Raw genomic sequence first — 24,272 nt, forward strand, 5'->3', positions numbered from 1 at the left:
GGGCCTGATTGCGCGCGTCCCGTCGGTCACCATTTCATGCCGGAACATTTCCTCACGGAGTTAGGTTTTGAACAGCAAAGTTTCGTTCTCGGCGGCATCCCGGGATTATCAGGCGGGCCGCTATACACAGTCCCTCGCGACACTCAACCAGCTCATCGATACCCAGAAGGATGCCAAGACTTACGCTCTCCTGGCCAAGAACCTGCTGCAACTCGGCTTCAAATCCGACGCGGCCAAGGCTTTTGGCTTGGCGGCCGACTGCGCTCCCCAAGGCGCCTTCGAATTCCTGAAGACCGCCGCAAAGCTGCATCTGGAGGCCGGCAACGACGACGATGCCCTGCTTATCGCGATGCGCAATCTCGACAAGGCTCAGGAGGATGCGGAACTCGCATTCATTATCGCGACGATCTATGTACACCGGCAGCGGCGGGATCTGCTGCGCCCCTTCAAGAAGATCCTGTCCGAAAGCATGAACCCGGACCATATGCGGCTCGCCGCGCTGCTGCTCAGCGACGACCTCATGGACGAAACTAACCAGCAGCTCGCCCGCAACCTCTTCCGGCGCTTCCCGGGCAACCTCGCCTTCCGTTTTCTGTATCTCGTCTGCGTGCGCGAATTCAACGAATTCGACGAGGCGAACAAACATCAGGCGCCTATCGACGCCGCCCTTGCAAAGGGCGACGTCGATACGCTGAGGAAGGACAACCCGTTCTATCACCTGCATTGGTGCGGCAACGAGGATTTCAATCGCTATGCGACGATTGGCACGCAACCGCTGGACCCCGTGCGCGTGGGTTATCGACGCGGTCTGCCGCATACATGGTCCGACAAGATCCGCATCGGCTATATGTCCTCTGACTTGTGGGACGGTCACGCGACGATGAAGCTGCTGCAGCGGGTTCTCGAGCTTCATGATCGCAACCGGTTCGAAATTACGCTCTTCGATCACACTCAACCCGAGTTTTTGGAGAAGAACGTCGCCGATCGCAGCCGGTGGGGCAAGATCGTCAATATATATGGCCTGTCGGACGTAGCTGTCCTGAATACCGTTCGCGCAGAGAACATCGACATCATGGTCGACCTCAAGGGCCACACCTCGGGAAGCCGCGCCTCGTCCTTCAATCAGCCACTGGCGCCGATCCAGGTCGCCTGGCTTGGCTTCCCCGGCAGCACTGTCAATGTCGACCTCGACTACGTCATTGGCGACCATGCGGTGCTGCCTGACGTTGCCAAGCCCTTCTATCACGAGAAATTCCTGCGCATGCCGGAAAGCTACCAGCCGAACGATCCGGCAAACCGTCCGCGACCGCAGCCGGTCACACGCGAAGAGCTCGGGCTTCCGGAAGACGCCTTTATTTTCGCCTCATTCAACGGTAATCGAAAGATCACCTCGCAGGTCGTCGATAGCTGGTCCAGGATCCTCAAACGCGCGCCCGACAGCGTGCTCTGGCTGATGGCTAATACACCCCGCAACAAGGATAATCTGCTGGCGCGATTCCAAGCCAATGGTATCTCGGCAAAACGGATCATCTTCTGCCCGCGTGCCCCCTATGAACTGCATATCAGCCGCCAGCAAGCAGCCGACCTCGGCATCGATACGTTCCCGGTCAACGGTCACACGACCACCTCGGAACAGCTCTGGGGCGGACTGCCAGTGCTGACGGTTAAAGGTACCAACTTCGCTTCGCGCGTCAGCGAAAGCCTGCTCAGGGCAATCGACCTCCCGGATCTCGTCGCCAAAGATCTCCAGGCTTACGAAGATCTGGCCGTCGAGCTCGCGCTCAACCCCGAACGAGTTGCCGGCTACAAGAAACATCTGCAGGAGAAGCGTTACGTCGCGCCGCTCTTTGACGCCGAGCGCTTCTGCCATCACCTCGAACATGGCTACGAACTGATGGTCGCGCGCGCCAAGCAGGGCCTCGGCCCCGATCACATCGACGTTCCGGCGCTGCCGCCGCGCACCGAGCCCTTCGGTTCGAATGGCTAAGGCTGATCAGGCGCGTTCAGCAACATGAAACCCGCCGGAGCGATCCGGCGGGTTTCATGTTTGCAAGAGAAAGAAGTACGCGACGGCACCGCCTCTTCGCCATCAGCTGAAGGAGCGCACCAGACTGCCGACCAGAAGGTTCCAGCCGTCGATCAGCACGAAGAAGAGGATCTTGAACGGCAGCGAGATCGAGGTCGGCGGCAGCATCATCATACCCATGGCCATGGTGATCGTGGCAACAATCAGGTCGATGACGAGGAATGGCAGAACGATGAGGAAGCCGATTTCGAAGCCGCGCCGGATTTCCGAAATCATGAAGGCCGGGAGCAAGATGCGGTAATCGATGGGCTCGGTCGTCTGGATGTTCTGGCCGCGCTCGCGGGCCAAGTCGGCAAAAAGGGCCAAATCCTTATCGCGCGTATTGGCCGACATGAACGTGCGGAACGGCTCGGCAATTCGCTGGACCGCAGTCGCCTCGTCGATCTGGTTGGCAAGCAGCGGCTGAACGCCGTCCTGCCAGGCCCGGTCGAAGGTCGGCGACATGACATAGAAGGTCATGAACAGCGAGAGCGAGAGAAGGATCATGTTCGAGGGGGTCGAAGAGAGACCCATGCCGGAACGCAGGATCGAAAAGGCAATGATGAAGCGCGGGAAGCTCGTCACCATGATGAGGATGCCCGGTGCGACCGAAAGCACGGTCAAAAGGCCGAATGTCCTGATGATCCAGGCGGCGACGGAGCCGTCGACCGGGATGTTCAACAGGTCGGTCGGCAGCTGCTGGGCCACCGCCAGTTCCGGCACCGCCATCATGGCGGCAAGGAAGACTATGAGTCGAATCATTCGATGACAAAGGTCCTGAACATGACCTTCGATACGCGCCCTTGAGAGCGAAGGTCAACACGTTCCTGAATGTCATCCTTGAGATATTGAAAGCCGCGCGGCCCTTCGATCTGCTGAAGGGAAATGGTCCTGACATAAGCGAGGATATCCTGGTGAATATCCTCGGCGACCTTGACATCCGGCGGCCCGTTGAACATCAGCGCCACCTCGAGTCGGATCCAGTTTTCCGAGGGGTAAGCAAGGTTCGAGGTCACCGGGTCGAGCAGCACGATGTTGTTGGCTTCGTTCGCGATCTTCGGAAGACCGCCCTCGGCCTTCTTCTTTGCCTCGGCCTCTTTCGCCTGTTCGGCCTCCGCGGCGCTGCGGATAGCCGGGGACACCATGTTGCCGACAGCCCAGCCGCCGCCGGCACCGACGAGCGTCAGCACGGCAAGGCCGATAATCGTCATCACCATGCCGCCCGACTTCTTTTTGCCTTCGCCTGTTTCGTTGTCTGCCATCTTGGTTCAGCCTCAAAGCGGCGAGAAGAGATCGACGGCCTGCTGGCCGCGCGGCGGCTGCTGCACTTCCATCAAGCGGCCGCGGCCACCATAGGAAATGCGGGCTTCGGCGATCTTGTCGTAGGAGATCTGGTTGTCGGAATTGACATCCTGCGGACGCACGATGCCGGCGACGTTGAGGATACGCAGTTCCTGGTTCAGGCGAACTTCCTGTGAGCCGCTGATGACCAGGTTGCCGTTTTCGAGAATGCCTGTCACCACCGCGGCGACCAGAAGGTTGAGCTTGTCGGTGCGCTCGATCTTGCCTTTACCGTCGGTGCTCGTGTCAGAGCCGTAAGTCAGATCCGTCTTAGACTGCGGCGTCCAGCCGAAGACCTGCGCATTGACGTCCCAATTCATGCCGCTCGAATTTTTGCGGCTGCGGTTTGTCTCGTTGTCGAAAGAACCCTTGTCGTTGATCTGGATATCGACGGTCAGAATGTCGCCGACGTTGAGCGCACGCGCGTCCTTGAAGAGCGCGGCCTGCGAATCGCTCCACAGCGAATAGCCTTGGGCCACCGCGCGCGGCTGCTTCGGATAGAGCCCCATCTGCGGCGTCTGACCGTAGGCGAGACCGCTGCCGATCGGGCTCATGGCAGGCGCGCGGCCGATCTCGTTGACCGCCGTCGACTGGCAGCCTGCAAGGAGGGCGACGGCGGCGATCACAGCCGGTAAACGCTTATTCATGAAGGATCCTTCGAGGTATTGGGATCAGACGCACTTGCGATGATGCTGGCGATGCTGGCAGCCTTGGTGGAATCCATCTCGTTCAGGATCAGGCTGGACTGGCGCGGCCCGAGCCGCATGATGACGGCCGCGGCGAGTTCGGGCCTGACATCCTGAAGCTGCAGGGCGGCCGCGTCCGGCTTCATCTTCTTGTAGATATCCGTCAGACCGGCCTCGGCCTGCTTGAGGAAATCATCGCGCCGCTTCAGCCAGTCCTGGTATTCGGCCTTCCGCCTGTCCATTTCAGCAACGCGGCTGTCGATATCGGCGCGGAGCTTTTCGAGTTCCTGCTTTTGCAGGAGATAGCGCTGATCTCGCGCCGGATCGGCGATATTGGCGCAGAATTGCTTGACCTCGTCCGTCGAAGTGATGTCGCCTGCCGGCGCCACTTCCTGGGCGAAGGCGCCTGGAATGGACAGCAGCACGAGGCCTGCGGCCGGCAAGGCCAGCCGGCGCAACAGTTCGCTGATCGGGTTCTCGTTCGTGATCTTGCTCATTGCAGCACAAGCTCCGCTTGCAAGGCGCCTGCCGATTTGATGCCCTGGAGAATGGCGATGATGCCATCCGGTTTGACGCCGATATTATTGAGACCCGCAACGAGGGTGCGCAGGTCAGGACCGTCGATGATCGCAACGCGTCCACCTGTTTTCTGCGCCTGGATATCCGTCTGCGGCTGGACTGCGGTCTCACCGCGCGAGAAGGGCTCAGGCTGGATGATCTGCGGCGTTTCGGTTACCTGCACGGTCAATGTGCCGTAGCTGACGGCGACCGGTGAGACGCGGACATCCGAGCCGATGACGATCGTGCCGGTACGCTCGTTGATGACGACCTTGGCCGGAGTGTCGGTTTCGACCACGAGGTTTTCGATGTCCGCCATCAGGCGGGTAAGATCGGCCTCGCGCGGCTTTTCGATGATGACTTCCTGCGAATCCTTGGCTTCCGCCACCGGACCGCCGAAGCGCGCCTTGGCGTAGCCGTTGACGATATCGGCGATACGGATCGCCGTGGAGAAGTCCGGGTTGCGGAGTTGCAGGACGAGATTGACCGAATCCTTGAAGCGGGACGGCAGTTCGCGCTCGATGATGGCGCCACCGGGCACACGGCCGGCCGTCGTCACACCCTCAGTCACGGACGCGGCCTGTCCCTGAGCCTGAAAGCCGGTGACGACGGCGGCACCCTGGGCGACGGCATAGATCTGGCCGTCAGCGCCCGACAGCGAAGTCATAATGAGCGTGCCGCCGCGCAGCGAGGTCGCGTCACCGAGCGAGCTGACCGTGACATCGATTCGGCTGCCGGGGCTTGCGAAGGGCGGCAGGTTGGCGGTGACCATGACGGCTGCCGTGTTCTTGGCATTCGACTGGCTACCCTGCGTCGAGATGCCGAGGTTCTGCAGCATCGCGCGCATGGACTGCTCTGTGAAAGGCGAAGCACGGAAACCGTCACCTGTTCCCTGAAGGCCGACGATAAGGCCGTAGCCGATGAGCTGGTTGTCGCGACCGGCCTGAAGCGAGGCAATGTCCTTGATGCGGGACGTCAGCGCCCATGCAGGCGCGACATCGGTCAGGCTCATCGCCAGAACCGCAACCAGGCTCAGAATACGAAAGAAGAACTTCATTTTGCCCTCACATGGACCGTACCGTCGGCGAGCACGGTGCCGCTGACGATGACGCCGGAATCCATATTGCGTGCACGGATCATCTGGCCGGTCGCACCATCTTCGAGAGGCGAGCCGGCAGCGGAAATGGTCATCTGGCCAAGCTGGAAGACCAGGCGGATGTTGGAGCCGCGCGTGACCGTGTAAGGCTCACGCAGGGCGGAGACCGAAATCGTCCGACCCGGAAGGAGCGTGCGCTTGGAAACCAGCCCCTCGACCTGGGAGATCGACTTTGCATAGTCTCCGGCGAGGTTGGGATTGGTGACCTCGACTTCCTGAAGCTGAGCGCTAGAAATCGTGTCGCCGGGATAGATGATCGTCGTCGGGACGACGGCATAACCCATGCCGGCATCCGCTGCTGCCGGCATGACCATGCCGGCGATTGCGATCGTGGCCGCAGCCACCCATCCTTGGATGTATCCTGCCCGGCGAAACATCATGTTCGGCCTTCCCTCTTACTTCAGGTTCTTGCTGACGATGGATGCCATTTCATCAGCTGTCGTGATCACCTTGGAATTCATTTCATAAGCACGCTGGGCCGATATCAACTCGGTGATTTCCTTGACCGGATCGACGTTTGAGGATTCCAGGTAACCCTGCTTGAGGTAACCCATGTTGTCTTCGCCGGGATTGCCGACGACTGCATCGCCCGATGCCGGCGTTTCCTGGAAGAGGTTGTCGCCGATCGGCTGCAGGCCTGCCTCATTGACGAAGTCGGCGAGCGTAATTTGGCCGAGCGTCGTCGGATCGGTCTGGCCAGGCAGCTTGGCGGTGACTTCGCCGGAACGGCTGATCGTCAGTTCGGTCGAACCCTGCGGGATGGTGATCCCCGGGATGACTTCGTAACCGTCGATGGTGACGAGCTGGCCCTGGTCATTCTTGTTGAGCGCACCGGCGCGGCTATAGAGCGTCGTGCCATCGGTCGACTGGATCTGGAAGAAGCCCTTGCCGACGATCGCGACATCGAGGTCGTTACCGGTCTGGGTCAATTCACCCTGCAGATGCAGATTGCGCACGGCCGACGTCTGGACGCCGAGACCGATGTTGGCGCCTTCGGGAACGACAGCCTGGTTAGCGCGGTTGGCGACACCCTTTGCCCGTTCGGTCTGATAGAGAAGGTCGGTGAACTCGGCGCGGGCGCGCTTGAAACCGGTCGTATTGATATTCGCGATGTTGTTCGCGATGACTTCCAGGTTGGTCTGCTGGGCATCCATGCCCGTTGCTGCGATGGCGAGCGCTCTCATGTGTTCGTCCTCAAATCAATTACATCTGCATCTTAGTGACTTCGAGGAAGGCCGAGACGACCTTGTCGCGAATGGCGATTGCAGTCTGGAGCGTCTGCTCCGCCTGCAGCATGGAATCGACGACTTCGCGCGTGGAAGCCGTACCCTTGATGCCGGCAAAGGACATGTTCTCCGCGCCCTTCAGGCTGCTGACGGCTTGGGTAGCCATGTTGCCCATGACGGACGCAAAGCTCAGCCCGTTGGATGCACCCGCCGCAGCAGATGAAGGCGCGGTTGTGGAGGAGGCGGAATTTTCGCTATCGATGGCGCCGAGCGCGCGGGTCATCGAAAGATTGCTTACATTCTGTACGCTAGTGATCATTATTGTCCGCTCTTCAGGAGATCGATCGTCGAGGAAATAAGGTCGCGGGTCTGCTTGATCGTCTGCAGATTGGCGTCATACGAGCGGTTGGCTTCGCGCATGTCGGCCATCTCGATCAAGATGTTGACGTTCGGCATCTTGACGATGCCCTTCTCGTCCGCAGCCGGATTGCTCGGATCATATTCTTTCGTGAAATCGCCTTCATCGACGCCGATCTTCTTGACGTTGACCGTCTCGACACCGCTGGCGCGATCCAGTTGCTGACCGAAGGTGATGGTTTTACGGCGATAGGGTTCGGCACCGGGCGTGTCGCCGGTCGAGCGGGCGTTGGCGATGTTTTCCGAGACGATACGCAGGCGTGTCGACTGCGATTCGAGCCCGGAACCTGCGATTTTCATTGCTGCTGAAAGCGGATCCATGCGCCTACTTCCTTACCGTCATCAACATCATTCGATGAAAGGAACTGACCAGCGAGGTGTTCAGGTCGTACTGACGCTTGATCTCGCCCGATTTGGAGAGTTCTTCAGCCACACCGACGGTGTTGCCGGATTCCTGCACGCCGATTTCCTGATCGAGTGCTGCATCTTTCACATCGATGTCGCCGCTCGTGCTGAAATCATTGCCGCTCAAATGCATCGGATTGGTGCGCGCCATGGTGACGTCCGACTGGTCGAGCACGGCCTGAAAAGGCGTCACGTCCTTCGCACGGAACTTCGGCGTGTTTGCATTCGCGATGTTGCCGGCAACAACCTCCTGACGAATCGTCAGCCATTCCGCCTGCTTTGAAGCCAAGTCGAAAAGTTGAATCGGTTGCATGAGAACTCTCCGTTTTTACTACACCGAACCTAGGGCGGTAATCTTGCGTGGGACTTACGGTAAATGCGGGCTTCGCAAGCCATTCTTCGAGATTACTGGCAGACAGCGACCAACCGCCGCCCGGCCGTTGTCTCCGACGAGGCCTCACGGCGATTCGTCTTTTCCTGAACTAGTTGTTCTGGTAGATCTCACCCTTGGAAGTCACGATCACCCACTTGCCGTCGCGCTGTTCCAATGTCGCAAGGCGGCTTTCGTCCGGCAGGATCGAGCCGACTCGCACGACATACATGCCCGAGGGATCTTCAATGAGCGCCCGCCCGTTGGCCACGTGCAGCAGACGGAAAGAGCCCTTGCCAGGGAAGGGCTGATCCTCCATCGAGGCGTCGCCGTTGCGCTCCTTGCCGAGCTCGGAAACGGTTGCCGTCGTCATGTTGTCGATCGGTGGAACTTTCTTGTCTTCATCGTTCTTGTTGACCATGGCGAGAGGTGAAACGCTGAAGACGTTGCGCGCCGGCCAATTCGGCAATTCACGAGAGGCATTGCTATCGGCAACGCTAATGCCGAACTTGTCCGCGTTGAAGAAGACGTACCAAGGGAAGAAGGCGGAAGCGCCGGCAAGCGCCAGACCCAAGAAGGTCAACGCGCGATCGAGCAGCGCTCCCTTGTTGCGCTCTTTCAGAGCGGCGATCCGTTCGTCTTCGAAATCGGCCATGATCAGGCCCTCCTTTGGATGGGCGCGCTCGGAGTGGGTACGCCGGCGGCGGCCTTGAGAGCTCCGGCAAGATCCGCGAAGGCATCCAGCGATTCTCGGTCTCCCGGAGACTGTTTCAGGACGTCGTAGATGATCGGCACCTGCTTGACGGCCATGTCGAGATCGGGATCAGCACCCGGACGGTAGCCGCCGATAAGGCGCAGGTCGCGCGTTTCCTCAAAGCGGTGAATCAACACCTTCAGGCGCGAAACCAGTTTCTCCTGGTCCGGAGTCCAGGCTTTGCGGGCAAGGCGCGAGATGGATGCGAGCGGATCGATCGGCGGATAGCGCCCCTCTTCCGCCAGGCTTCGCTGCAGGACGATGTGGCCGTCCAGAATACCGCGCGTGGAGTCGGCGATCGGATCGTTATGATTGTCGCCATCGACGAGGATGGAAATGATCGCGGTGATGGTGCCGGCGCCTTCCGGACCGGGACCGGCGCGCTCCAGAAGACGCGGCAGATCGGTGAAGACGGACGCCGGATAGCCGCGAGCAATCGGCGGCTCGCCGGAAGCGGTCGCCACTTCGCGGATTGCGTGGGCAAAACGCGTAACACTGTCGACGATCAAGAGAACGTTTTCACCCTTGTCGCGAAAGTGCTCGGCGATCGTCACAGCCGTCAGCGGCGCCATCTTGCGCAGCATCGGGCTTTCGTCACTGGTGGCGACGACGGCAATCGCCTTCTTCATGTCGCTGCCGAGCGTATCCTCGATGAATTCGCGGACTTCGCGACCGCGTTCGCCGACCAGCGCGATAACCACCTTATCGAAGGCGTCGGCGCGGGCCAGCATTGACAGCAGCGTCGACTTGCCGACACCCGAGCCGGCAAAAATGCCGAGACGCTGGCCGAGGCAGAGCGGCGAGAAAATATCGATCGCGCGCACGCCGGTTTTGAATCCGCTCTCGACGCGCCGGCGCGTCATCGAAGGCGGCGCAGTGTTCGAGATCGAGCGGCGATCCAGGCCTTCGGCGATCGGACCGAGACCGTCGATCGGCTCGCAGAGGGAATTGATGGTGCGGCCGCACCAGCTGTCCGACGGAGAGATGCGGAATGCACCTTTGCGGATGACGATGTCATGGATGCCGATCGGCTCGCCCGGTTCGATCGGGCAGACGTAAACCAGATCCGGCTCCACCCTGACCACTTCGCCAAGATGGATACCTGTCGCCGATTTATGCGCCACAAACTCGCCAAGCCGCACATGCCGGGAAAGGCCGCGGACGGTATAGTGGCCGGCGGCGATGGTGTGCACGCGACCGCCATGGGTCACGGAGAATTCCGGCGACGCGTAGCGTTTTGCGAGATCGCCGAGATGTGTGAGCTTCGGCGAGAGCGCGTCCTCGGTCAACAGCGTGACGTTCATGCTTTGCACCTTGTCTTAGCGGCTGCCGCCCAGCGTCTGAACCGCTTCCTTGAACGAGTCTTCGCTGTCACGCATCAGCGACGATACGCTTTCGAAGGCACGATTCACCTCGATGAGCTGCGTCATCTCGTGCATTGCGTTGACGTTGGAATTTTCGAGATAGCCCTGCTCGACGCCGACATTAAAGCGGTCGACGACCGCGCGCGGCGGCTCGGTCGTCATGATGCCGCTGTTCTCGTAGCGCAGGTAGCCCTTGCTGATATCGGCTTCGAAGAGGCCGAGTGAACCGACTTGGCGGTCATTCTGATAGATGATGCCATCAGTGCCAACCTTAGGCTCGCCGCCGGCGGTGTTGAGGACGATCGGCGCACCGCCTGCATCGAGAACCGGATAGCCTCGGATGGAAACCAGCTCGCCGGTATCGCGCATCGTGAAGCGGCCGTCCCTCGTCAGAACGCGGCCGGCGGGCGTATCGAGAGAGAACCAGGCATCGCCCTTGACGGCAAAATCGAGCATGTTGCCGGTGTGCTGCAATTCGCCATTGGTGCCGTTCAGGTAGTCATTGCCCTGAGAGACGAAGGCAACCTTGGTGTTCGTCTTGTTCTGGTTGTTCGCCATCATTTCATCGAACTTTACCTCAGTGCCGCGAAAACCGGTCGTATTCACGTTGGCCATGTTGTCGGCGATCGTCGTCAGGCGCTTTTCGAGGGCCATTTGTGACGACAGGGAAACGTAAAGACCGGATTGCATATCGGTAAGCTCCACATTGGCGATAAACGGAACGAAACACCTGACACCTTTTCGTTTGGCCACGGGGTTCCGCTGAGCGGCATCTCAGACATGGGCGCATAGACCCACTCGTCACGTTCAATATGAAGGCAAATGCTTGCGCGAAGCTGGTAGCGCAAATGAGCGCGCAGAAGCCGCTTTCATCAGCCTCACGCAAGGCACAAACCCTATCCGTCGCAAAGAAAAGCAACGTTCAGATTGGGCTGACGATGAATATTATTATCGGATTTATAGTTGTCTGCGGCTGTATCGTCGGTAGCTTTATGGCGATGGGCGGCGAAGTCGATGCTCTTTTTCAGCCCTTCGAATTTCTGATCATCGGCGGCGCCGGCATCGGCAGCTTCATCATGGCGAACCCAATGAAGGTGGTGAAGGACTCCGGCAAGGCGCTCGGCGAGGCCTTCAAGCATTCCGTTCCCAAGGAGCGCAACTACCTCGATACGCTCGGCGTGCTCTATTCGCTGATGCGCGACCTGCGTACGAAATCGCGCAACGAAATCGAAGCACATATCGACAATCCGGCCGAATCAACGATCTTCCAGCAGGCTCCGACGGTTCTGAAGAACAAGGAACTGACGGCCTTCATCTGCGACTACGTGCGCCTGATCATCATCGGCAATGCCCGCTCCCACGAGATCGAGGCGCTGATGGACGAAGAAATCAACACCATTCTTCATGACAAGATGAAGCCTTACCACGCGATCCAGATCATGGGCGATTCGTTCCCCGCCATCGGCATCGTCGCGGCGGTTCTCGGCGTCATCAAGGCCATGGCGCATATCAACGACTCGCCGGAAGTGCTCGGCCACCTCATCGGTTCGGCACTCGTCGGCACGTTCCTCGGCATTCTGCTTTCCTACTGCGTCTGCTCGCCCCTAATCTCGCAAATCAAGGTCGTCCGCTCCAAGCAGCACCGCCTCTACGTCGTCGTCAAGCAGACCCTGCTTGCCTACATGAACGGCTCGGTGCCGCAGGTCGCCCTCGAATATGGACGCAAGACGATCTCGGCGTATGAACGCCCGTCGATCGACGCAGTGGAACAGGAAATGATGAACCCAGGTGGCGAAAACAAGGCAGCTTAAATGACTATGAGCAATGCTTCGCATGACAATCAGACAATGGATCCCGTCCTCCTTGCCAAACTGACCGGCGGCCTCGGCGACAGGGGCAGGGTTGCCAAGCTCTGCAGTTCCTTCGGCGATATCTACAGCGAATTCCTTCCCGACGTGCTGAAGAGCGAAACCGGCCTCGACGTAACGGTCGGCTATCTCGGCTGCGAGATCGGCTACAAGAATCATCTGATCGACGATCTCAGCACCAACATGACGCTGGTCGATGCGACGCTGCGCAATTGGTCTCAGAACATCACCATCGGCTGTGGCAACGGTTTCATCATCACCCTGATGGAACATCTGCTTGGCGCTGCCGCCGAGACGATCGAGGAGCCGGCCGACCGGCTTCTCTCCGTTATCGAACTCGACCTCGCCGGCATGGTATTCGACAAGATTTCCAAGGTGCTGCGTTCGGCCGTCAACGCGCCGGGCGGATTCGAGCCCAACTTGTCGGCTCCCTTCGCTCTCGAAGCACGCATCCGTCCGCCGGAAGATCGCCCGGATGAATTCGCGGCGGCCATCAACATGTCGATCACGCTTGCCGGCATCGTTTCCGAATTCAGCCTGATCGTCCCCCAGGCGGCGCTGCTCAAGACCAAGGTCTCAGCCCCGAAGCCGAAGAAGCAGCCAAGCAAGTCGCCGGAGTGGACGGAGCAGATCGGCGACCAGGTTCGCCGGTCGCAGGTGACCCTCGAAGCGAAGATCCGTCTGCAGGATCTGACGCTCAGGACGATTTCCAAACTGATGGCCGGCGACGTCATTCCTTTCCGCGACAGCGGCGACGTACGCGTCGAAGTTAGCGCCAACAGCCGAGAATTGTATGTGTGCGAATTCGGGCGTTCAGGCGAGAACTACATGGTGCGCGTGAAAGACACCATGAATTCGGATGACGAGCTGATCCGACATTTAATGAATTAATCGGTTCCCTCGCTTTCAGCGCCGGAAAGGCAGTTTGAGGCAAGTTTCAACTGGAATAGTGATTTCATGGCTACGAAGAAGACACAGCAGAATAGTGACCTCTCCCTGGACATGCCGGGCAATGAAGCCGATCTCGATCAGGCTATCGACGATCTGCGCGGCGTGCTGAAGAAAGATTCGGACAGCGACTTTCCCCAGTTCGGTGACGACCTGCAGAATGACGCTTTCGCGGCAGGAACGGACCTTTCGCCGTTCGGTGGCGATGTCGGCGAAACGGCCTTCGGCGACACCAATTTCGCGAGCAGCGATTTCGGGGGCGACGATTTCGGTGGAAATGCTGCGGGCATGGGTGGCGCAGGCACTCCCGGCCTTGGCGACGCAAGCTTCGGCGGCAACTCCTTCCAGTCTGCTCCCGCACCGCTCGGCAGCGCACTGAACTCGAACTTCGACCTGATCATGGACATTCCTATCGATGTCCAGATCGTCCTTGGAACGAGCCGCATGCAGGTTTCCGGCCTGATGAACCTCACAGAGGGTGCCACGATCGCACTCGACAAGAAAATCGGCGAGCCGGTCGAAATAATGGTGAACGGCCGCAAGATTGCACGCGGCGAGATTACGGTTCTTGATAACGATGACACGCGATTCGGTGTAAAACTGACAGAAGTTTTGAGCACGAAAAAAGCCTGATCCCTGTGCGGGACGGAGAGGTTAGACCATGATGGACTTTGACGATTTCGGCGGCGCACTTGCCGGGAAACCGTTGACCCAGGCTGAAAAGGCGGCGGCAGTTCTCCTCGCTATGGGGAAGGGGGTCGCCGGCCGACTGCTGAAATATTTTACGCAGGCCGAATTGCAGACCATTATCGCATCTGCCCAGGCGCTTCGCGCCATCCCGCCGGACGAACTTCTCCAGCTCGTCGGCGAATTCGAAGATCTCTTCACCGAAGGCGCCGGTCTGATGGACAACGCCAAGGCGATCGAAGCCATCCTCGAGGAAGGGCTGACGCCTGACGAGGTCGACAGCCTGCTCGGCCGCCGCACCGCCTTCCAGGCCTACGAGACTTCGATCTGGGATCGTCTCGCCGAGGCGGAACCTGCCTTCGTCGCCCAGTTCCTGCTGCGCGAACATCCTCAGACGGTTGCTTATATCCTGTCCATGATGCCTTCGTCCTTCGGCGCGAAGGTGCTGCTGCAGCTTCCCGACAACCGCCGCGCCGACATCATGAACCGCACGGTCAACATGAAGGGCGTCAGCCCCAAGGCCGCGCAGATCATCGAAAACCAGGTGATGACGCTGCTTGCCGAGGTCGACGCGGAACGCAATGCATCGGGCTCCGCCAAGGTCGCCGACCTGATGAACGAAATGGACAAGCCGCAGGTCGACACACTGCTCACCTCGCTCGAATCGATCAGCCGCGAAGCGGTCAACAAGGTTCGTCCGAAGATCTTCCTCTTCGAAGACCTCATGTTCATGCCGCAGCGCAGCCGCGTCATGCTGCTCAATGATATTTCGTCCGACGTTCTCACCGTCGCCCTACGTGGCGCGTCGGCCGAAATTCGCGAAGCGGTGCTTTCCTCCATCAGTCCGCGCCAACGCCGCATGATCGAATCGGATCTTCAGAGCGGCATGGCCGGGGTCAATCCGCGCGAGATCGCGATTGCGCGGCGCGCCGTCGCGCAGGAAGCGATTCGCCTGGCCAATGCCGGCCAGATCGAGCTCAAGGAAAAGGAAGGCGGCCCGGCTGCCGCTTGAGCCATCGCAGCTGTTGACAAAACCCCTCGCTCACAAGGCGGTGGTTGATCGACAGCACGCACAGGACTACCCTTCTGGCAAATGGGCCGCGCTGCAGTCGCGGCCCTTTTCTTTGACGGAGGGCCGCACACTTGGCCGATGACGACAAGGACAGCAAAACAGAAGCCCCTACCGCGAAAAAGCGGTCTGATGCTGCCGAAAAAGGTAATACCCCCCACTCGCGTGAAATCGCGATCTTCACGACGATTCTGGCGACCTTCATCTATCTCGTCTTCTTCCTTCCGAGCGCAACGTCGCACATGGCCGAAACCCTGCGTGACATCTTCGAGCAGCCAGATCAGTGGAAGATCGAGACAGGGCCGGACGTCATCTCGCTCTTTGCGAAGCTTGGCTGGGCCGTGGCTGCGCTTCTGGCCCCTGCCTTCATCATGTTCATGGTGTTCGGTATTGCCTCGTCCGTCTTTCAGAACCTACCGACGCCGGTTCTCGAACGCATCCGTCCGCAGGCCTCGCGTATTTCACCGATCAAGGGATGGTCGCGGCTCTTCAGCCTTCAGGGTCTCGTGGAATTCGGCAAATCGCTCTTCAAGGTCGTCGTCGTCGGAGTGATTCTTTTCTTCGTCCTCAGAAGCGAATATTTCGGCTCCATCGATGCGATGTTCTCCGATCCGCAAACGATCATGGTTCGCATGATGGCGGCGATGCGCAAGATCATCATCGTCATGCTGATCGCCACCGCGATCGTTGCGATCGCTGACGTCTTCTGGACGCGTCATCATTGGTTCACCGAACTGAAGATGACGAAGCACGAGGTGAAAGAGGAAAATAAGCAGTCGCAGGGCGACCCCTTCGTCAAGAGCAGGCAGCGCTCCGTCATGCGTGACCGCGCCCGCCGGCGTATGATCTCCGGTGTCCAGCGCGCCACCCTCGTCATCGCCAACCCGACCCACTATGCCGTGGCGCTGCGTTACGTACGCGAGGAGAACGATGCGCCTGTCGTCCTTGCCAAGGGCCAAGACCTTATTGCGCTGAAAATCAGAGAGATTGCCGAAGAAAACAACATCCCCGTGTTCGAGGATCCACCTCTCGCGCGCTCCATGTTTGCGCAAGTCTCGGTGGATAGTGTCATACCGTCAGTCTTCTATAAGGCCGTCGCGGAACTCATTCATCGGGTTTACGCCGCGGAGGCCAAGAACAAACGGGTAAGATAAGTCGAATGAAAAAATGCCCCTACTCTGCCCAGCGTGAGAAAATTCTTGCAGAAGCGATCAGCCCGGTCGCAACCGAGCTCAGGCTTCTGGACGCATCCGATCTCATTTCTCTGCTGCGTTTCGAGTATTACGGCAATCTCGCCGACCTCGTCGCTTCCGCAGCGGAACTGTTTTTTCATCCCGGCACTGTCAATTTCGGTTTGGGGGGAAATTATACGCTGGAATGGGGCGGCAAGCCCGAAGTTGTGCTCGATCTCGAAATCAAGCCGCGTGGTGTGACTGTTTATGCGCAGCTGACGCTGGCCGAAGACCATGCCGGCATCGAGATCAACCATATTTCCTTCCAGAACGCCTCCAGCGATCCGGACGCAAACACGGCTTTTCTGCAAAGGAGCCTGCATGACGCGCGCTACATCGTCGCAAAGCCGCAGGCGCTCGCCGGCTAAAGCGCACCAATCCAGACTTTGCGCGACATGATTTAAGGCATCATCCACCCGGCAGTATGGCCCGGCCCGCAGGCACCGGGCCTTTCTGTCTCAGCTGATGTAGCCGAGGCGGATTGCTTTTGCGATCGCCTGGATACGGTTGACGGAATCGAGCTTGATGGTCGCCGAGCCAAGATAGGCGTTCACCGTGTGGACGGACAGGCCGAGCTTGTCGGCGATTTCTTCACTGATACGGCCATCGCCGGCAAGCTGAAGGCAGGCGATCTCACGTTCGCTCAGTGCTTCGGCCGCCGCCGCCCGCCGCTCATCGAGCGACAGCAGGTCCATCATCACATTGCAGCACCGGCCGTGCAGCTCGATAATCGTATCGCTCAGGGGATCCAGATCGTCGCCGGTGAGGACCACGAAGCCGTTGCCGATAGCGCCGAGGCGCACGGGAAAGGCAAGACCGGAGAACGGCACCATGCCATCTTTCAGCCTCACCATGAAAGGTGAGAAGTCGGCAGGACCGGGAGCTGTACGATCATGGCTGCCGGCCCAGAACAACGGCAGCAGCGAGCGATCGATGTGGTCGAGCAAAGCCTCGCCATAGGCATCGATGAAGGCCTTGCCGAAGCCGGCATTCGCGGGAGCCCAATTCTCCAGTTCGCAGATCAGTCGCTGCTTTGCCGGCACGCCGGAGCCGCTGACGCGAAAGACGGCGAAGCCCTGTGCATCAGCAAGCTTCTGCATGGCAATCAAGCGTGGAAAAAGGTCAGACCGGCTGGAAATCCTGTTCACACGTACCATGCGCATCTGGTCCGTGCCGCTTATCGCCCTGCCTGGTTGATGCCCCATAATTCCCCTCAAACGAGATTGTTGCGAACGGCGAAGGCTATCGCCTCGGAACGCGTCTTCGTTGCAGTTTTCCGCATCACGCTGGTAATGTAGTTATTAATGGTATTTCTGGAGATGCCGAGGATCATTGCGATCTCGTCGCTTGTCTTGCCTTCCGCAATCCAGAAGAGACATTCCAGCTCCCGGTCGGTCAGTTCGAAATCGCGGTCGACCTTCGTGCCCCCGCACCGAAGGAAGCTTGCGAAATAGCCTGCAAGGAGGCCTACGTCTCGGAGACGCTCAGGCGAAAGAACGAAGCCTTCTCTGAACAGGAACATCAGCACCAGACGAGAGCGGCCGACATTCAAAGTCAGCGAGCAATATTGCCGGCTTGCTCCGTGCGGTAAATCGGCGCTCTCGGGCAGGAGCGCGAAGCCCGGCTGGAGCACCTGCATGCACTTCTCGAATTCGGTCGAGCGCGCATAACAGGCGACCAGGTCATTGGCGACCTCCTTCACCAGATCGAAGGGCCAATCGGACGAAACGATAAAGTCCAGACCACTTTCCTGGATGAGGTCGCAACGCGCCATCAGATAGTGCATGGCGCCAACGTACTCGGTCAACGCCCGCAAACCGGCCTGCAATTTGCCGGCTTCGGCGATGACGCGAAGGCGATCGATCAGTTCGTCGCGCGGCAAAAGATCCGGCACATTGGCGCCGACGAAGTTCGCCATCTGCTTATTCGCCTGAAATATGTCCATATCCATTGGCGGTGACCTGCGGCTGAGAAACTGTCGGTTCTCGCAAAGAAGTTCTGTTTTGTGAAAGGGATACAAATACATGCCGACACGAATCCCACTTCGAATCACTCAAGGGTAAGCCAACTACCGTAAATCACCATCTCCGACTTCTGGGGATTTACTTTTGCGACCTCCCATGCGGTGATTCGATCACCGCTCCACTCTCGCGACGATATACAAGCTAGGATGATTCTGGCATTGGCCGCAACGTTCCTCGCTCTATGCGCGAGTGATGCTAAGCGGAATTATCGGTCTGAATGACGCAATTATCACAGTTCCGGCTAAGCAAGTGCAGTACCCGGATGCCTCCGGCGAAAGCAAATTTCAAACGTATGAAAGCAACGTTTGTTATCAGACAAGAGACATGCTTGTTCGTCCGTCTTATATAAGACTTGTGCCCTATTCGAACGCTGTCGTCCCGTTGCCTGGTATCTCTGTATCCGCATTTTCTGCAGTCGAATAATCGGCTCCTTACGAGCGATTACTCGATTGCAGGTAATTTTTGCCGGGCTATGTATCCGCAGATGAGAAAGAAAAAGGCCGGTTTCCCGGCCTTTTCATCATGCTGCTTCGTCGATGGCCCATTTCCTGAGGATCTTCGCGGCACGCTCCTCGTTGATCTCCACCATGCGGGCGAGCTTGCGTTCCGGGCCTTCCTTGACGCGGCGGTTGAAGTTGCCGTCGTCGTCGCCGAGACTGAGCAGATCCTCTGTGCTGTCGAAACCGAAGTCGGAGCCGAAGCCATCCATGAGCGCCCCGCCTGCAGAAGCGCCAGCCGGTGCGAAGTCGGGCAGTTCCAGGCCAGCTGATTCCGGAGAGGCATCGCCGAAGACTGCGGCGGAGGATGAACCCGAGCCGTTGACAGTGCGGATGAGAGGACGCACGCCCAACCAGACCACCACGAAGGCGACCGCGACGAAGGCCAGCGAGTTGATGATGCCGGCAAGATTGCGGCTCAGCATGTCCATGACATGAACGCCGTTGTTGGCATCGTCGAGAAGCTGGTTCTCGAGGAAGTCCATTGCGGTGACGGTGACGACGTCGCCGCGGTTGGTATCGAGGCCGGCAGCCGAGGCGACGATATTCTTCATCTCTGCGAGATAGGCGTCGATCTTGGCCTGATCTGCCGGTTCGCCCACCATCTTGGCGATGCGGCCCTTGTTGACGACGACGGCGACCGAGAGCTTTTCGACCCGGTAGCTGTTGCGCGTCGTGGCCGTGGTCTTGCTGTTGATTTCGTAGTTGGTCTGCTCTTCGCGCTTGTCGGATTTGTCCTGCGACTGCGGACCGGTGGCGCCGCCAGCTTGAGGGGCTGCCTGCGGAATGTTTTGCTCGACTGTCGTCGCGTTGTCGGCCTGGTTCTGCTGCGACTGCTGGGCTTCCTTCGTGGAACGGACGGAGCGCTCGACCTTGGATTCCGGATCGTAGGTGGTTTCCTGGATCTGCTGGGCGTCGGTGTTCAGGTTGGCAGTCACGCTGGAACGGAAGTTGTCCATGCCGAGGAAGGGAGCGAGCGCCTTGTCGATGTTCGATTCGATTTCCTGCTGGACGTTCTGGACGATATTGAGCGAGCGGTTCAGCGTACCGTTGGCAGCGTCATCGCCGGAGGCGAGAAGCTGGCCGGCGGAATCGAGGATCGTCACGTCAGCGACATCAAGCCCCGGCACGGCCGAGGCGACGAGGTGGCGGATCGACGTGGCTGCATTTCGCCCCGTCGCGGCACTGGCGCGAATCATGACGGATGCCGTCGGCTTCTGTTCGGCCTTCCGGAAATTGCCGACCTCCGGCATGACGATGTGGACACGTGCGGCGGTGATGCCTGAGATCGATTGAATGGTGCGGGCGATTTCACCTTCGAGGGCGCGGACGCGGGTCACTTCCTGCATGAAGGAGGTGAGGCCGAGCGAACCGACGTTGTCGAACAGCTCGTAGCCGGCATTGGCGCTGTTGGGCAGGCCGCGCTCGGCAAGCAGCAGGCGCGCTTTGCCCGTCATGCCGGCCGGGACGGTGATGCTCGAACCGTCCGCTCCGACCTGAAAATCGACATTGCTTTCGGCAAGCGCCATGCTGATCTGGTTAAGATCGGTCGTCTCCAAGCCGACATACAGCGTTTCCTGAGCCGGTTTGTTGACAAAAATTGCGGCCGCCAGGATGATTGCGATGGAAGCGGCGCCGACCCCACCAAGGATCATCAAACGCGTCCGCCCAAGGGAACCAAAGTTCTTAAAGATCTGAACTAATTGATTTAACAGATTCATTCTGTTCTCGCACGATCCGTCAAAGACAAAGCAGGCTTATTGCCTCATTTGACGAATAGACGCCGAAACTTGTGCGAGCGTTTCGTTCAGCGCGTGCCGGAATGAATTGCGGTATCAGAAGAAATCGAAGTCTCCGGCGGCCTTGCTAAGCGGCTGGGAGTGGCCGTGACGGGTTCCGCCGCCGAGTGCTTTCTGCATTTCGGCAAGCTTGACGAGGCTCAGCGCGGTGGCGACATCGATCGACCAGCTCTGCGGAATTTCACCGGTGATGGTGTCGATGAACTCGGCCAGTCCGCGCGATTTCTGCACGGCGAGGTCGATGCCCTGCATCACCTTCATGCTATCAGGGGAATTCAGGATTTGCGGGCCTCCCAGTTCGATCAACTGGGGCTCGATCCGTTCCATCAGGTAGGCAACGTCGTGAAGCTCGGAGACAATGCGCATCAATATGTCGCTCAGCGCCTCTACCGGCGCCGGCGGCTCGATGATCGGTGTAAAAGTCATATGAAAATCCTCGCCACTAAAAGAATTCGATACTGGTCTCGGCGGGCTTCTGCGGAGCGGCGGGACGCTGCTCGAGAGCGACGGTTCTCTGGGTTTCGGCGCCGGTCAGGGGGTATTGCCGGGCACGGCCGGACACCGGCCAATATTCGATCTTTCGTCCATGCTCGCCGCCCGTGCTTGAACTGACCACCGGAATGCCTTCATCTCGAAGGAACTGCATGGCGAAGGCTGCGTTCTGCTCGCCGACATTCGAGAATGTCGAGATCGTCTTCGCTCCTCCGAAGATCTTGGCCTCCAGCCGGTCGCGCCGCGCGCCCTTTTTCAGAAGGCCGTTTATCAACAGTTCCATGAGATGCACGCCGTAGCGTGTGGCATCGCCGCCGGTCATCGGGGTGTTGCCTGTCCCCGGCAGCAGGAAGTGGTTCATGCCGCCGACACCTGCGACGGGATCTCTGAGGCAGGCTGCCACGCACGAGCCAAGGATGGTCGAAAGCACCGCATCCGGATCGCTCAAGACCTTGTATTCACCCTGAATGATGTGCACGCGGCGGGCCGCACTCTCAGTGATCATTTCAGGGCTCCAAACACAGCTTCGATGGCCGCTTTCATCTTTTCGATGGTGAAGGGCTTTGCCAGAACGTTGTTTGCACCAAGCTGCGCTGCCTTGGTCACCAGCGCACGGTCGCCCTGTGCGGTGAGGATGATGAAGGCTGCCTTCTTGGTGTTCGGATTGCTGCGGACGGCCTGCAGGAAGCCGATGCCATCCATCTTCGGCATGTTGAAGTCGGAGATCACAAGGTGGTGCGGCTGCTCCGACATGATCTTCATGCCCTGCTCGCCGTCACCCGCGGCGGTGATCTGCTTGAAGCCCAGCTGCGTCAGCGCGTCACTGAGCAGCAGACGGCTCGTAACCTGATCGTCAACGATCAGAACTTTAATTTTCTCCGCGATCGACATTATTCGGTCCCTTCCTTTCGGGCGGCTGTCATTTTCAATATTTCTTCGCCGATGGCAGCAAGCGGAAGCTGCTGTTCAACTGCGCCAAGTTCGTAGGCAACTCTTGGCATTCCGTAAACGACGCAGGTTTTTTCGTTCTGACCGAGCGTTCTGGCCCCTGCATGTCGCATTTTTAACAACCCGGCGGCTCCATCGCGCCCCATGCCGGTGAGGATCACGCCGACGGCATTGCGTCCGGCGAGCTCGGCAACAGAATCGAAGAGCACATCGACCGATGGACGATGGCCGTTGACGGGCCCTCGCTCGACCAGCCGGCAGCAGGGTGCCGACGTATTGGACACCTGCAGGTGACGCTCGCCGCCAGGCGCAAGATAGACCTTGCCGATCTCGAGACGGGCGCCGTCTGTCGCTTCTTCCACGACCGGCGCACAGAGGCGGTTCAACCGTTCGGAAAAGCTCTTGGTGAAGGTCGGCGGCATATGCTGGGTGATGACGGTCGGCGGGCAATTCGCCGGGAACTTCTGCAGCACGGCGATCAGCGCTTCCACGCCACCTGTCGAAGAACCGATCGCCACGATCTTACGTCCGACACGGAAATCGGCGACTGCGGGCGGCGTGATGGCGGCAGCCGCGGCCGGCTTGGCGAAATTCCGCTGCGTGCGGGCGGCGGCCTTTACCTTCTCGACGAGGTCGCCGAAGGGGCGTATCTCGCCCGGCTGCGGCTTGCCCACACAATCGAAGGCACCGATTTCAAGGGCTGCGAGCGTCGCTTCCGCACCGCGATGCGTCATGGTCGAGACCATGATGACGGGCATTGGTCGCAGGCGCATGATCTTTTCGAGGAAGTCGAGGCCGTTCATGTTCGGCATCTCGATGTCCAGCGTGACGACATCTGGGTTCAGCCGCTTAATCGCCTCGCGCGCCTCCAGAGCGTCGCCGGCCTGGCCTATGACGTTGACTTCGGGATCGGCACTCAGGACGGCCGCGATCAGCCCGCGCATGGTCGGCGAGTCGTCAACCACGAGAACTCTAGCCGGAGCGCTCATGCCTTCCTCCCGATACCCTTGGTCGTGTAGCGATAGGTGGTGATGCCGATATTGTCGAAGACGTGCTTGGCTTCGCCCGAGACACGCTCCGAGTGACCGATATAAAGATGACCGCCTTCCGGCAGCAACCCGGCAAACCGCTGCCAAATCTTCATCTGTGTCGGCTCATCGAAATAGATCACGACGTTACGACAGAAGATGACGTCGAACTTGCCCTTGAACGGCCATTGGGCCATCAGGTTCAGTTCGTTATAGGTAATGAGACGCTTCACGCGGTCATCGATCTGGAATTTACGGCGACCCTGCATCTCAACCTCTGTGAACCATTGCTTTCGCATGGCAGGCGAAACGGTTTCCAGCGCGCTTTCGTCATAGGCGCCGATCCGGGCGATGGCGAGAATCTTCGGGTCGATGTCGGTTGCGAGAATCTTGAAGTCGTAGTCGGCCACGTTCGGCATCAGCGACAGAACGGTCAGCGCGATCGAGTAGGGTTCCTGCCCATCCGAGGACGCAGCCGACCAGATCCGGACACGGCCACCTGCGCGCGCCCGGTTCAGGAGGTCGGGCAGTACGTGGTCACGCAAATGTTCGAAATGATGGTTTTCGCGGAAAAACCGCGTGAAGTTTGTCGTCAGGTGCGACAGCATCTCACGCCGGGCCGCAGCACCTGCCGGCGAAGCAACAAGCTCGCAATATTCTCGGAAACCTGAAAGGCCGAGATTGCGGATATGCTTCGACAAACGAGAGTAGACCAGCGAGGCCTTCGTCTCATTGAGATAGATTCCCGCATCAGCATAGATCATGGCCGCGATTTCCGAGAGATCGCGGCGCGTCAGCGGGTATTCCCCGCTGGCCAGAACCTCGTCGAAACCAGACTGCCTCTGATCTTTTACGCCAACTGCATTCATGCGGCTTCGCTTTCAGTGTCGGGAAACAGGGCTTCGAGTTCGATCAGGCAGATCATCCGCTTTTCGATGGAGAGAATGCCGCGGGCGAACTGACGCTGAAGGTCCGAAGATATCTCGGGTGTCGGCTGGATGTCATCGTCGGTGACCGTCAGAATGTCAGAAACAGCGTCGACCAGCAGGCCAACCACCTTGCGGCGGACCTGGGCGACGATGATGACGTGACGGGCGGTAGGATCGACCGGCTTCATGCCAAGTCGAGCCGACAGATCGATGATCGGCAGCACTGCACCACGCAGGTTGATGACGCCAATCATATAGGATGGCGAGTGCGGCATCGCGGTCGCCGGGGTCCAGCCCCGGATCTCGCGGACTGCCATGATGTTCACGCAGAATTCCTGATCGCCGATGCGAAACGCGATAAGCTCGTTTCCGCCCAGGGTCAGATTTTTTGCCGTGTACGACATTGTTC

29 protein-coding genes are annotated in these 24,272 nt (G+C 59.2%); 7 read left to right on the forward strand and 22 right to left on the reverse strand.

The features are described 5' to 3' along the window. Positions 1–67: 67 nt before the first annotated feature. Positions 68–1,987 carry a glycosyl transferase gene (locus FHT92_RS05595; protein WP_183823085.1) on the forward strand — a complete coding sequence of 640 codons (1,920 nt, stop codon included), beginning with the start codon at positions 68–70 and terminating at the stop codon, positions 1,985–1,987. A gap of 102 nt (positions 1,988–2,089) precedes the next feature. Here the strand turns inward: FHT92_RS05595 and fliP are convergent, their stop codons facing one another. The 13 genes from fliP to flgF form a co-directional block, all read right to left on the reverse strand. After that, positions 2,090–2,827, reverse strand: a complete 738-nt coding sequence (fliP, locus tag FHT92_RS05600; RefSeq protein WP_183748970.1) for a flagellar type III secretion system pore protein FliP — start codon at positions 2,825–2,827, stop codon at positions 2,090–2,092. Continuing rightward, positions 2,824–3,327 carry a flagellar basal body-associated FliL family protein gene (locus FHT92_RS05605; RefSeq protein WP_183823087.1) on the reverse strand — a complete coding sequence of 168 codons (504 nt, stop codon included), beginning with the start codon at positions 3,325–3,327 and terminating at the stop codon, positions 2,824–2,826. The genes fliP and FHT92_RS05605 overlap by 4 nt, the downstream gene beginning before the upstream one ends. A gap of 12 nt (positions 3,328–3,339) precedes the next feature. Next, positions 3,340–4,053, reverse strand: a complete 714-nt coding sequence (flgH, locus tag FHT92_RS05610; RefSeq protein WP_183748968.1) for a flagellar basal body L-ring protein FlgH — start codon at positions 4,051–4,053, stop codon at positions 3,340–3,342. Next, a complete protein-coding gene (locus FHT92_RS05615; RefSeq protein ID WP_183823089.1) occupies positions 4,050–4,589 on the reverse strand; it encodes a MotE family protein in 540 nt (179 codons plus the stop codon). The genes flgH and FHT92_RS05615 overlap by 4 nt, the downstream gene beginning before the upstream one ends. After that, positions 4,586–5,707, reverse strand: a complete 1,122-nt coding sequence (locus tag FHT92_RS05620) for a flagellar basal body P-ring protein FlgI (protein WP_183748966.1) — start codon at positions 5,705–5,707, stop codon at positions 4,586–4,588. Before FHT92_RS05620 ends, FHT92_RS05615 begins: the two co-directional genes overlap by 4 nt. Next, a complete protein-coding gene (gene flgA, locus FHT92_RS05625) occupies positions 5,704–6,186 on the reverse strand; it encodes a flagellar basal body P-ring formation chaperone FlgA (protein ID WP_183748965.1) in 483 nt (160 codons plus the stop codon). Before flgA ends, FHT92_RS05620 begins: the two co-directional genes overlap by 4 nt. Before the next feature lie 15 nt (positions 6,187–6,201). Further along, positions 6,202–6,990: a flagellar basal-body rod protein FlgG gene (gene flgG / locus FHT92_RS05630; protein WP_183748964.1), complete on the reverse strand. Its 789-nt coding sequence runs from the start codon at positions 6,988–6,990 to the stop codon at positions 6,202–6,204. A gap of 19 nt (positions 6,991–7,009) precedes the next feature. Further along, entirely contained in the window at positions 7,010–7,351 is a 342-nt protein-coding gene (locus FHT92_RS05635) for a flagellar hook-basal body complex protein FliE (protein WP_183823090.1), read from the reverse strand. Next, a complete protein-coding gene (gene flgC, locus FHT92_RS05640) occupies positions 7,351–7,770 on the reverse strand; it encodes a flagellar basal body rod protein FlgC (protein ID WP_183748962.1) in 420 nt (139 codons plus the stop codon). Before flgC ends, FHT92_RS05635 begins: the two co-directional genes overlap by 1 nt. 4 nt (positions 7,771–7,774) lie before the next feature. After that, the gene (gene flgB / locus FHT92_RS05645) at positions 7,775–8,167 is read right to left on the reverse strand and encodes a flagellar basal body rod protein FlgB (RefSeq protein ID WP_007816099.1); all 393 of its coding nucleotides are present in this window, start codon (positions 8,165–8,167) and stop codon (positions 7,775–7,777) included. A 169-nt stretch (positions 8,168–8,336) separates the two neighbouring features. Beyond that, a complete protein-coding gene (locus FHT92_RS05650; protein ID WP_183748961.1) occupies positions 8,337–8,879 on the reverse strand; it encodes a flagellar protein in 543 nt (180 codons plus the stop codon). Between the two features lie 2 nt (positions 8,880–8,881). Then, a complete protein-coding gene (fliI, locus tag FHT92_RS05655; RefSeq protein ID WP_183823092.1) occupies positions 8,882–10,282 on the reverse strand; it encodes a flagellar protein export ATPase FliI in 1,401 nt (466 codons plus the stop codon). A 15-nt stretch (positions 10,283–10,297) separates the two neighbouring features. After that, positions 10,298–11,032, reverse strand: a complete 735-nt coding sequence (gene flgF, locus FHT92_RS05660) for a flagellar basal-body rod protein FlgF (protein ID WP_183748959.1) — start codon at positions 11,030–11,032, stop codon at positions 10,298–10,300. A gap of 248 nt (positions 11,033–11,280) precedes the next feature. Between flgF and motA the strand changes: the two genes are divergently transcribed. The 6 genes from motA to FHT92_RS05690 all read left to right on the forward strand — a co-directional run bounded on the left by motA (position 11,281) and on the right by FHT92_RS05690 (position 16,514). Further along, entirely contained in the window at positions 11,281–12,153 is an 873-nt protein-coding gene (motA, locus tag FHT92_RS05665) for a flagellar motor stator protein MotA (protein WP_183823094.1), read from the forward strand. Beyond that, entirely contained in the window at positions 12,154–13,101 is a 948-nt protein-coding gene (locus tag FHT92_RS05670; RefSeq protein ID WP_183823095.1) for a FliM/FliN family flagellar motor switch protein, read from the forward strand. Positions 13,102–13,167: 66 nt separating this feature from the next. Then, positions 13,168–13,791, forward strand: a complete 624-nt coding sequence (gene fliN, locus FHT92_RS05675) for a flagellar motor switch protein FliN (RefSeq protein WP_183748956.1) — start codon at positions 13,168–13,170, stop codon at positions 13,789–13,791. A gap of 28 nt (positions 13,792–13,819) precedes the next feature. Further along, positions 13,820–14,857: a flagellar motor switch protein FliG gene (gene fliG, locus FHT92_RS05680; RefSeq protein WP_183748955.1), complete on the forward strand. Its 1,038-nt coding sequence runs from the start codon at positions 13,820–13,822 to the stop codon at positions 14,855–14,857. A 131-nt stretch (positions 14,858–14,988) separates the two neighbouring features. Beyond that, the gene (flhB, locus tag FHT92_RS05685) at positions 14,989–16,068 is read left to right on the forward strand and encodes a flagellar biosynthesis protein FlhB (RefSeq protein ID WP_183823096.1); all 1,080 of its coding nucleotides are present in this window, start codon (positions 14,989–14,991) and stop codon (positions 16,066–16,068) included. 5 nt (positions 16,069–16,073) lie between these two features. After that, positions 16,074–16,514, forward strand: coding sequence for a hypothetical protein (locus tag FHT92_RS05690; RefSeq protein ID WP_183748953.1), 441 nt, complete (start codon positions 16,074–16,076; stop codon positions 16,512–16,514). Between the two features lie 90 nt (positions 16,515–16,604). On the opposite strand, the gene visR is transcribed toward FHT92_RS05690, so the two are convergent. The 9 genes from visR to FHT92_RS05735 all read right to left on the reverse strand — a co-directional run bounded on the left by visR (position 16,605) and on the right by FHT92_RS05735 (position 24,267). Then, on the reverse strand, positions 16,605–17,351 hold the full coding sequence (gene visR, locus FHT92_RS05695; protein ID WP_183823097.1) for a transcriptional regulator VisR: 747 nt from the start codon (positions 17,349–17,351) through the stop codon (positions 16,605–16,607). Between the two features lie 8 nt (positions 17,352–17,359). Beyond that, entirely contained in the window at positions 17,360–18,097 is a 738-nt protein-coding gene (visN, locus tag FHT92_RS05700) for a transcriptional regulator VisN (protein ID WP_183823098.1), read from the reverse strand. Between the two features lie 593 nt (positions 18,098–18,690). Further along, the gene (gene fliF, locus FHT92_RS05705) at positions 18,691–20,388 is read right to left on the reverse strand and encodes a flagellar basal-body MS-ring/collar protein FliF (protein ID WP_183748950.1); all 1,698 of its coding nucleotides are present in this window, start codon (positions 20,386–20,388) and stop codon (positions 18,691–18,693) included. A gap of 114 nt (positions 20,389–20,502) precedes the next feature. Further along, positions 20,503–20,892 carry a hypothetical protein gene (locus FHT92_RS05710; protein WP_183748949.1) on the reverse strand — a complete coding sequence of 130 codons (390 nt, stop codon included), beginning with the start codon at positions 20,890–20,892 and terminating at the stop codon, positions 20,503–20,505. Positions 20,893–20,908: 16 nt separating this feature from the next. Beyond that, positions 20,909–21,463, reverse strand: coding sequence for a chemoreceptor glutamine deamidase CheD (cheD, locus tag FHT92_RS05715; protein ID WP_183823099.1), 555 nt, complete (start codon positions 21,461–21,463; stop codon positions 20,909–20,911). Next, positions 21,460–21,849 carry a response regulator gene (locus FHT92_RS05720; protein ID WP_183748948.1) on the reverse strand — a complete coding sequence of 130 codons (390 nt, stop codon included), beginning with the start codon at positions 21,847–21,849 and terminating at the stop codon, positions 21,460–21,462. Before FHT92_RS05720 ends, cheD begins: the two co-directional genes overlap by 4 nt. Further along, positions 21,849–22,895, reverse strand: coding sequence for a protein-glutamate O-methylesterase CheB (gene cheB, locus FHT92_RS05725; RefSeq protein WP_183748947.1), 1,047 nt, complete (start codon positions 22,893–22,895; stop codon positions 21,849–21,851). Before cheB ends, FHT92_RS05720 begins: the two co-directional genes overlap by 1 nt. Then, positions 22,892–23,803, reverse strand: coding sequence for a protein-glutamate O-methyltransferase CheR (gene cheR / locus FHT92_RS05730; protein ID WP_183748946.1), 912 nt, complete (start codon positions 23,801–23,803; stop codon positions 22,892–22,894). The genes cheB and cheR overlap by 4 nt, the downstream gene beginning before the upstream one ends. Next, positions 23,800–24,267 (reverse strand): chemotaxis protein CheW, encoded by a 468-nt coding sequence (locus FHT92_RS05735; RefSeq protein ID WP_183748945.1) that lies wholly within the window; start codon positions 24,265–24,267, stop codon positions 23,800–23,802. Before FHT92_RS05735 ends, cheR begins: the two co-directional genes overlap by 4 nt. Positions 24,268–24,272 lie beyond the last annotated feature (5 nt).

It is taken from the genome of Rhizobium sp. BK377, from assembly GCF_014193935.1.
Lineage (GTDB): Bacteria > Pseudomonadota > Alphaproteobacteria > Rhizobiales > Rhizobiaceae > Rhizobium.

What these genes read in the sequence shown, in the direction of transcription:
- fliP (WP_183748970.1), bottom strand. Translation starts at nt 2,827, where the DNA reads ATGATTCGACTCATAGTCTTCCTTGCCGCCATGATGGCGGTGCCGGAA.
- FHT92_RS05605 (WP_183823087.1), bottom strand. Translation starts at nt 3,327, where the DNA reads ATGGCAGACAACGAAACAGGCGAAGGCAAAAAGAAGTCGGGCGGCATG.
- flgH (WP_183748968.1), bottom strand. Translation starts at nt 4,053, where the DNA reads ATGAATAAGCGTTTACCGGCTGTGATCGCCGCCGTCGCCCTCCTTGCA.
- FHT92_RS05615 (WP_183823089.1), bottom strand. Translation starts at nt 4,589, where the DNA reads ATGAGCAAGATCACGAACGAGAACCCGATCAGCGAACTGTTGCGCCGG.
- FHT92_RS05620 (WP_183748966.1), bottom strand. Translation starts at nt 5,707, where the DNA reads ATGAAGTTCTTCTTTCGTATTCTGAGCCTGGTTGCGGTTCTGGCGATG.
- flgA (WP_183748965.1), bottom strand. Translation starts at nt 6,186, where the DNA reads ATGATGTTTCGCCGGGCAGGATACATCCAAGGATGGGTGGCTGCGGCC.
- flgG (WP_183748964.1), bottom strand. Translation starts at nt 6,990, where the DNA reads ATGAGAGCGCTCGCCATCGCAGCAACGGGCATGGATGCCCAGCAGACC.
- FHT92_RS05635 (WP_183823090.1), bottom strand. Translation starts at nt 7,351, where the DNA reads ATGATCACTAGCGTACAGAATGTAAGCAATCTTTCGATGACCCGCGCG.
- flgC (WP_183748962.1), bottom strand. Translation starts at nt 7,770, where the DNA reads ATGGATCCGCTTTCAGCAGCAATGAAAATCGCAGGTTCCGGGCTCGAA.
- flgB (WP_007816099.1), bottom strand. Translation starts at nt 8,167, where the DNA reads ATGCAACCGATTCAACTTTTCGACTTGGCTTCAAAGCAGGCGGAATGG.
- FHT92_RS05650 (WP_183748961.1), bottom strand. Translation starts at nt 8,879, where the DNA reads ATGGCCGATTTCGAAGACGAACGGATCGCCGCTCTGAAAGAGCGCAAC.
- fliI (WP_183823092.1), bottom strand. Translation starts at nt 10,282, where the DNA reads ATGAACGTCACGCTGTTGACCGAGGACGCGCTCTCGCCGAAGCTCACA.
- flgF (WP_183748959.1), bottom strand. Translation starts at nt 11,032, where the DNA reads ATGCAATCCGGTCTTTACGTTTCCCTGTCGTCACAAATGGCCCTCGAA.
- motA (WP_183823094.1), top strand. Translation starts at nt 11,281, where the DNA reads ATGAATATTATTATCGGATTTATAGTTGTCTGCGGCTGTATCGTCGGT.
- FHT92_RS05670 (WP_183823095.1), top strand. Translation starts at nt 12,154, where the DNA reads ATGACTATGAGCAATGCTTCGCATGACAATCAGACAATGGATCCCGTC.
- fliN (WP_183748956.1), top strand. Translation starts at nt 13,168, where the DNA reads ATGGCTACGAAGAAGACACAGCAGAATAGTGACCTCTCCCTGGACATG.
- fliG (WP_183748955.1), top strand. Translation starts at nt 13,820, where the DNA reads ATGATGGACTTTGACGATTTCGGCGGCGCACTTGCCGGGAAACCGTTG.
- FHT92_RS05690 (WP_183748953.1), top strand. Translation starts at nt 16,074, where the DNA reads ATGAAAAAATGCCCCTACTCTGCCCAGCGTGAGAAAATTCTTGCAGAA.
- visR (WP_183823097.1), bottom strand. Translation starts at nt 17,351, where the DNA reads ATGGGGCATCAACCAGGCAGGGCGATAAGCGGCACGGACCAGATGCGC.
- visN (WP_183823098.1), bottom strand. Translation starts at nt 18,097, where the DNA reads ATGGATATGGACATATTTCAGGCGAATAAGCAGATGGCGAACTTCGTC.
- fliF (WP_183748950.1), bottom strand. Translation starts at nt 20,388, where the DNA reads ATGAATCTGTTAAATCAATTAGTTCAGATCTTTAAGAACTTTGGTTCC.
- FHT92_RS05710 (WP_183748949.1), bottom strand. Translation starts at nt 20,892, where the DNA reads ATGACTTTTACACCGATCATCGAGCCGCCGGCGCCGGTAGAGGCGCTG.
- cheD (WP_183823099.1), bottom strand. Translation starts at nt 21,463, where the DNA reads ATGATCACTGAGAGTGCGGCCCGCCGCGTGCACATCATTCAGGGTGAA.
- FHT92_RS05720 (WP_183748948.1), bottom strand. Translation starts at nt 21,849, where the DNA reads ATGTCGATCGCGGAGAAAATTAAAGTTCTGATCGTTGACGATCAGGTT.
- cheB (WP_183748947.1), bottom strand. Translation starts at nt 22,895, where the DNA reads ATGAGCGCTCCGGCTAGAGTTCTCGTGGTTGACGACTCGCCGACCATG.
- cheR (WP_183748946.1), bottom strand. Translation starts at nt 23,803, where the DNA reads ATGAATGCAGTTGGCGTAAAAGATCAGAGGCAGTCTGGTTTCGACGAG.
- FHT92_RS05735 (WP_183748945.1), bottom strand. Translation starts at nt 24,267, where the DNA reads ATGTCGTACACGGCAAAAAATCTGACCCTGGGCGGAAACGAGCTTATC.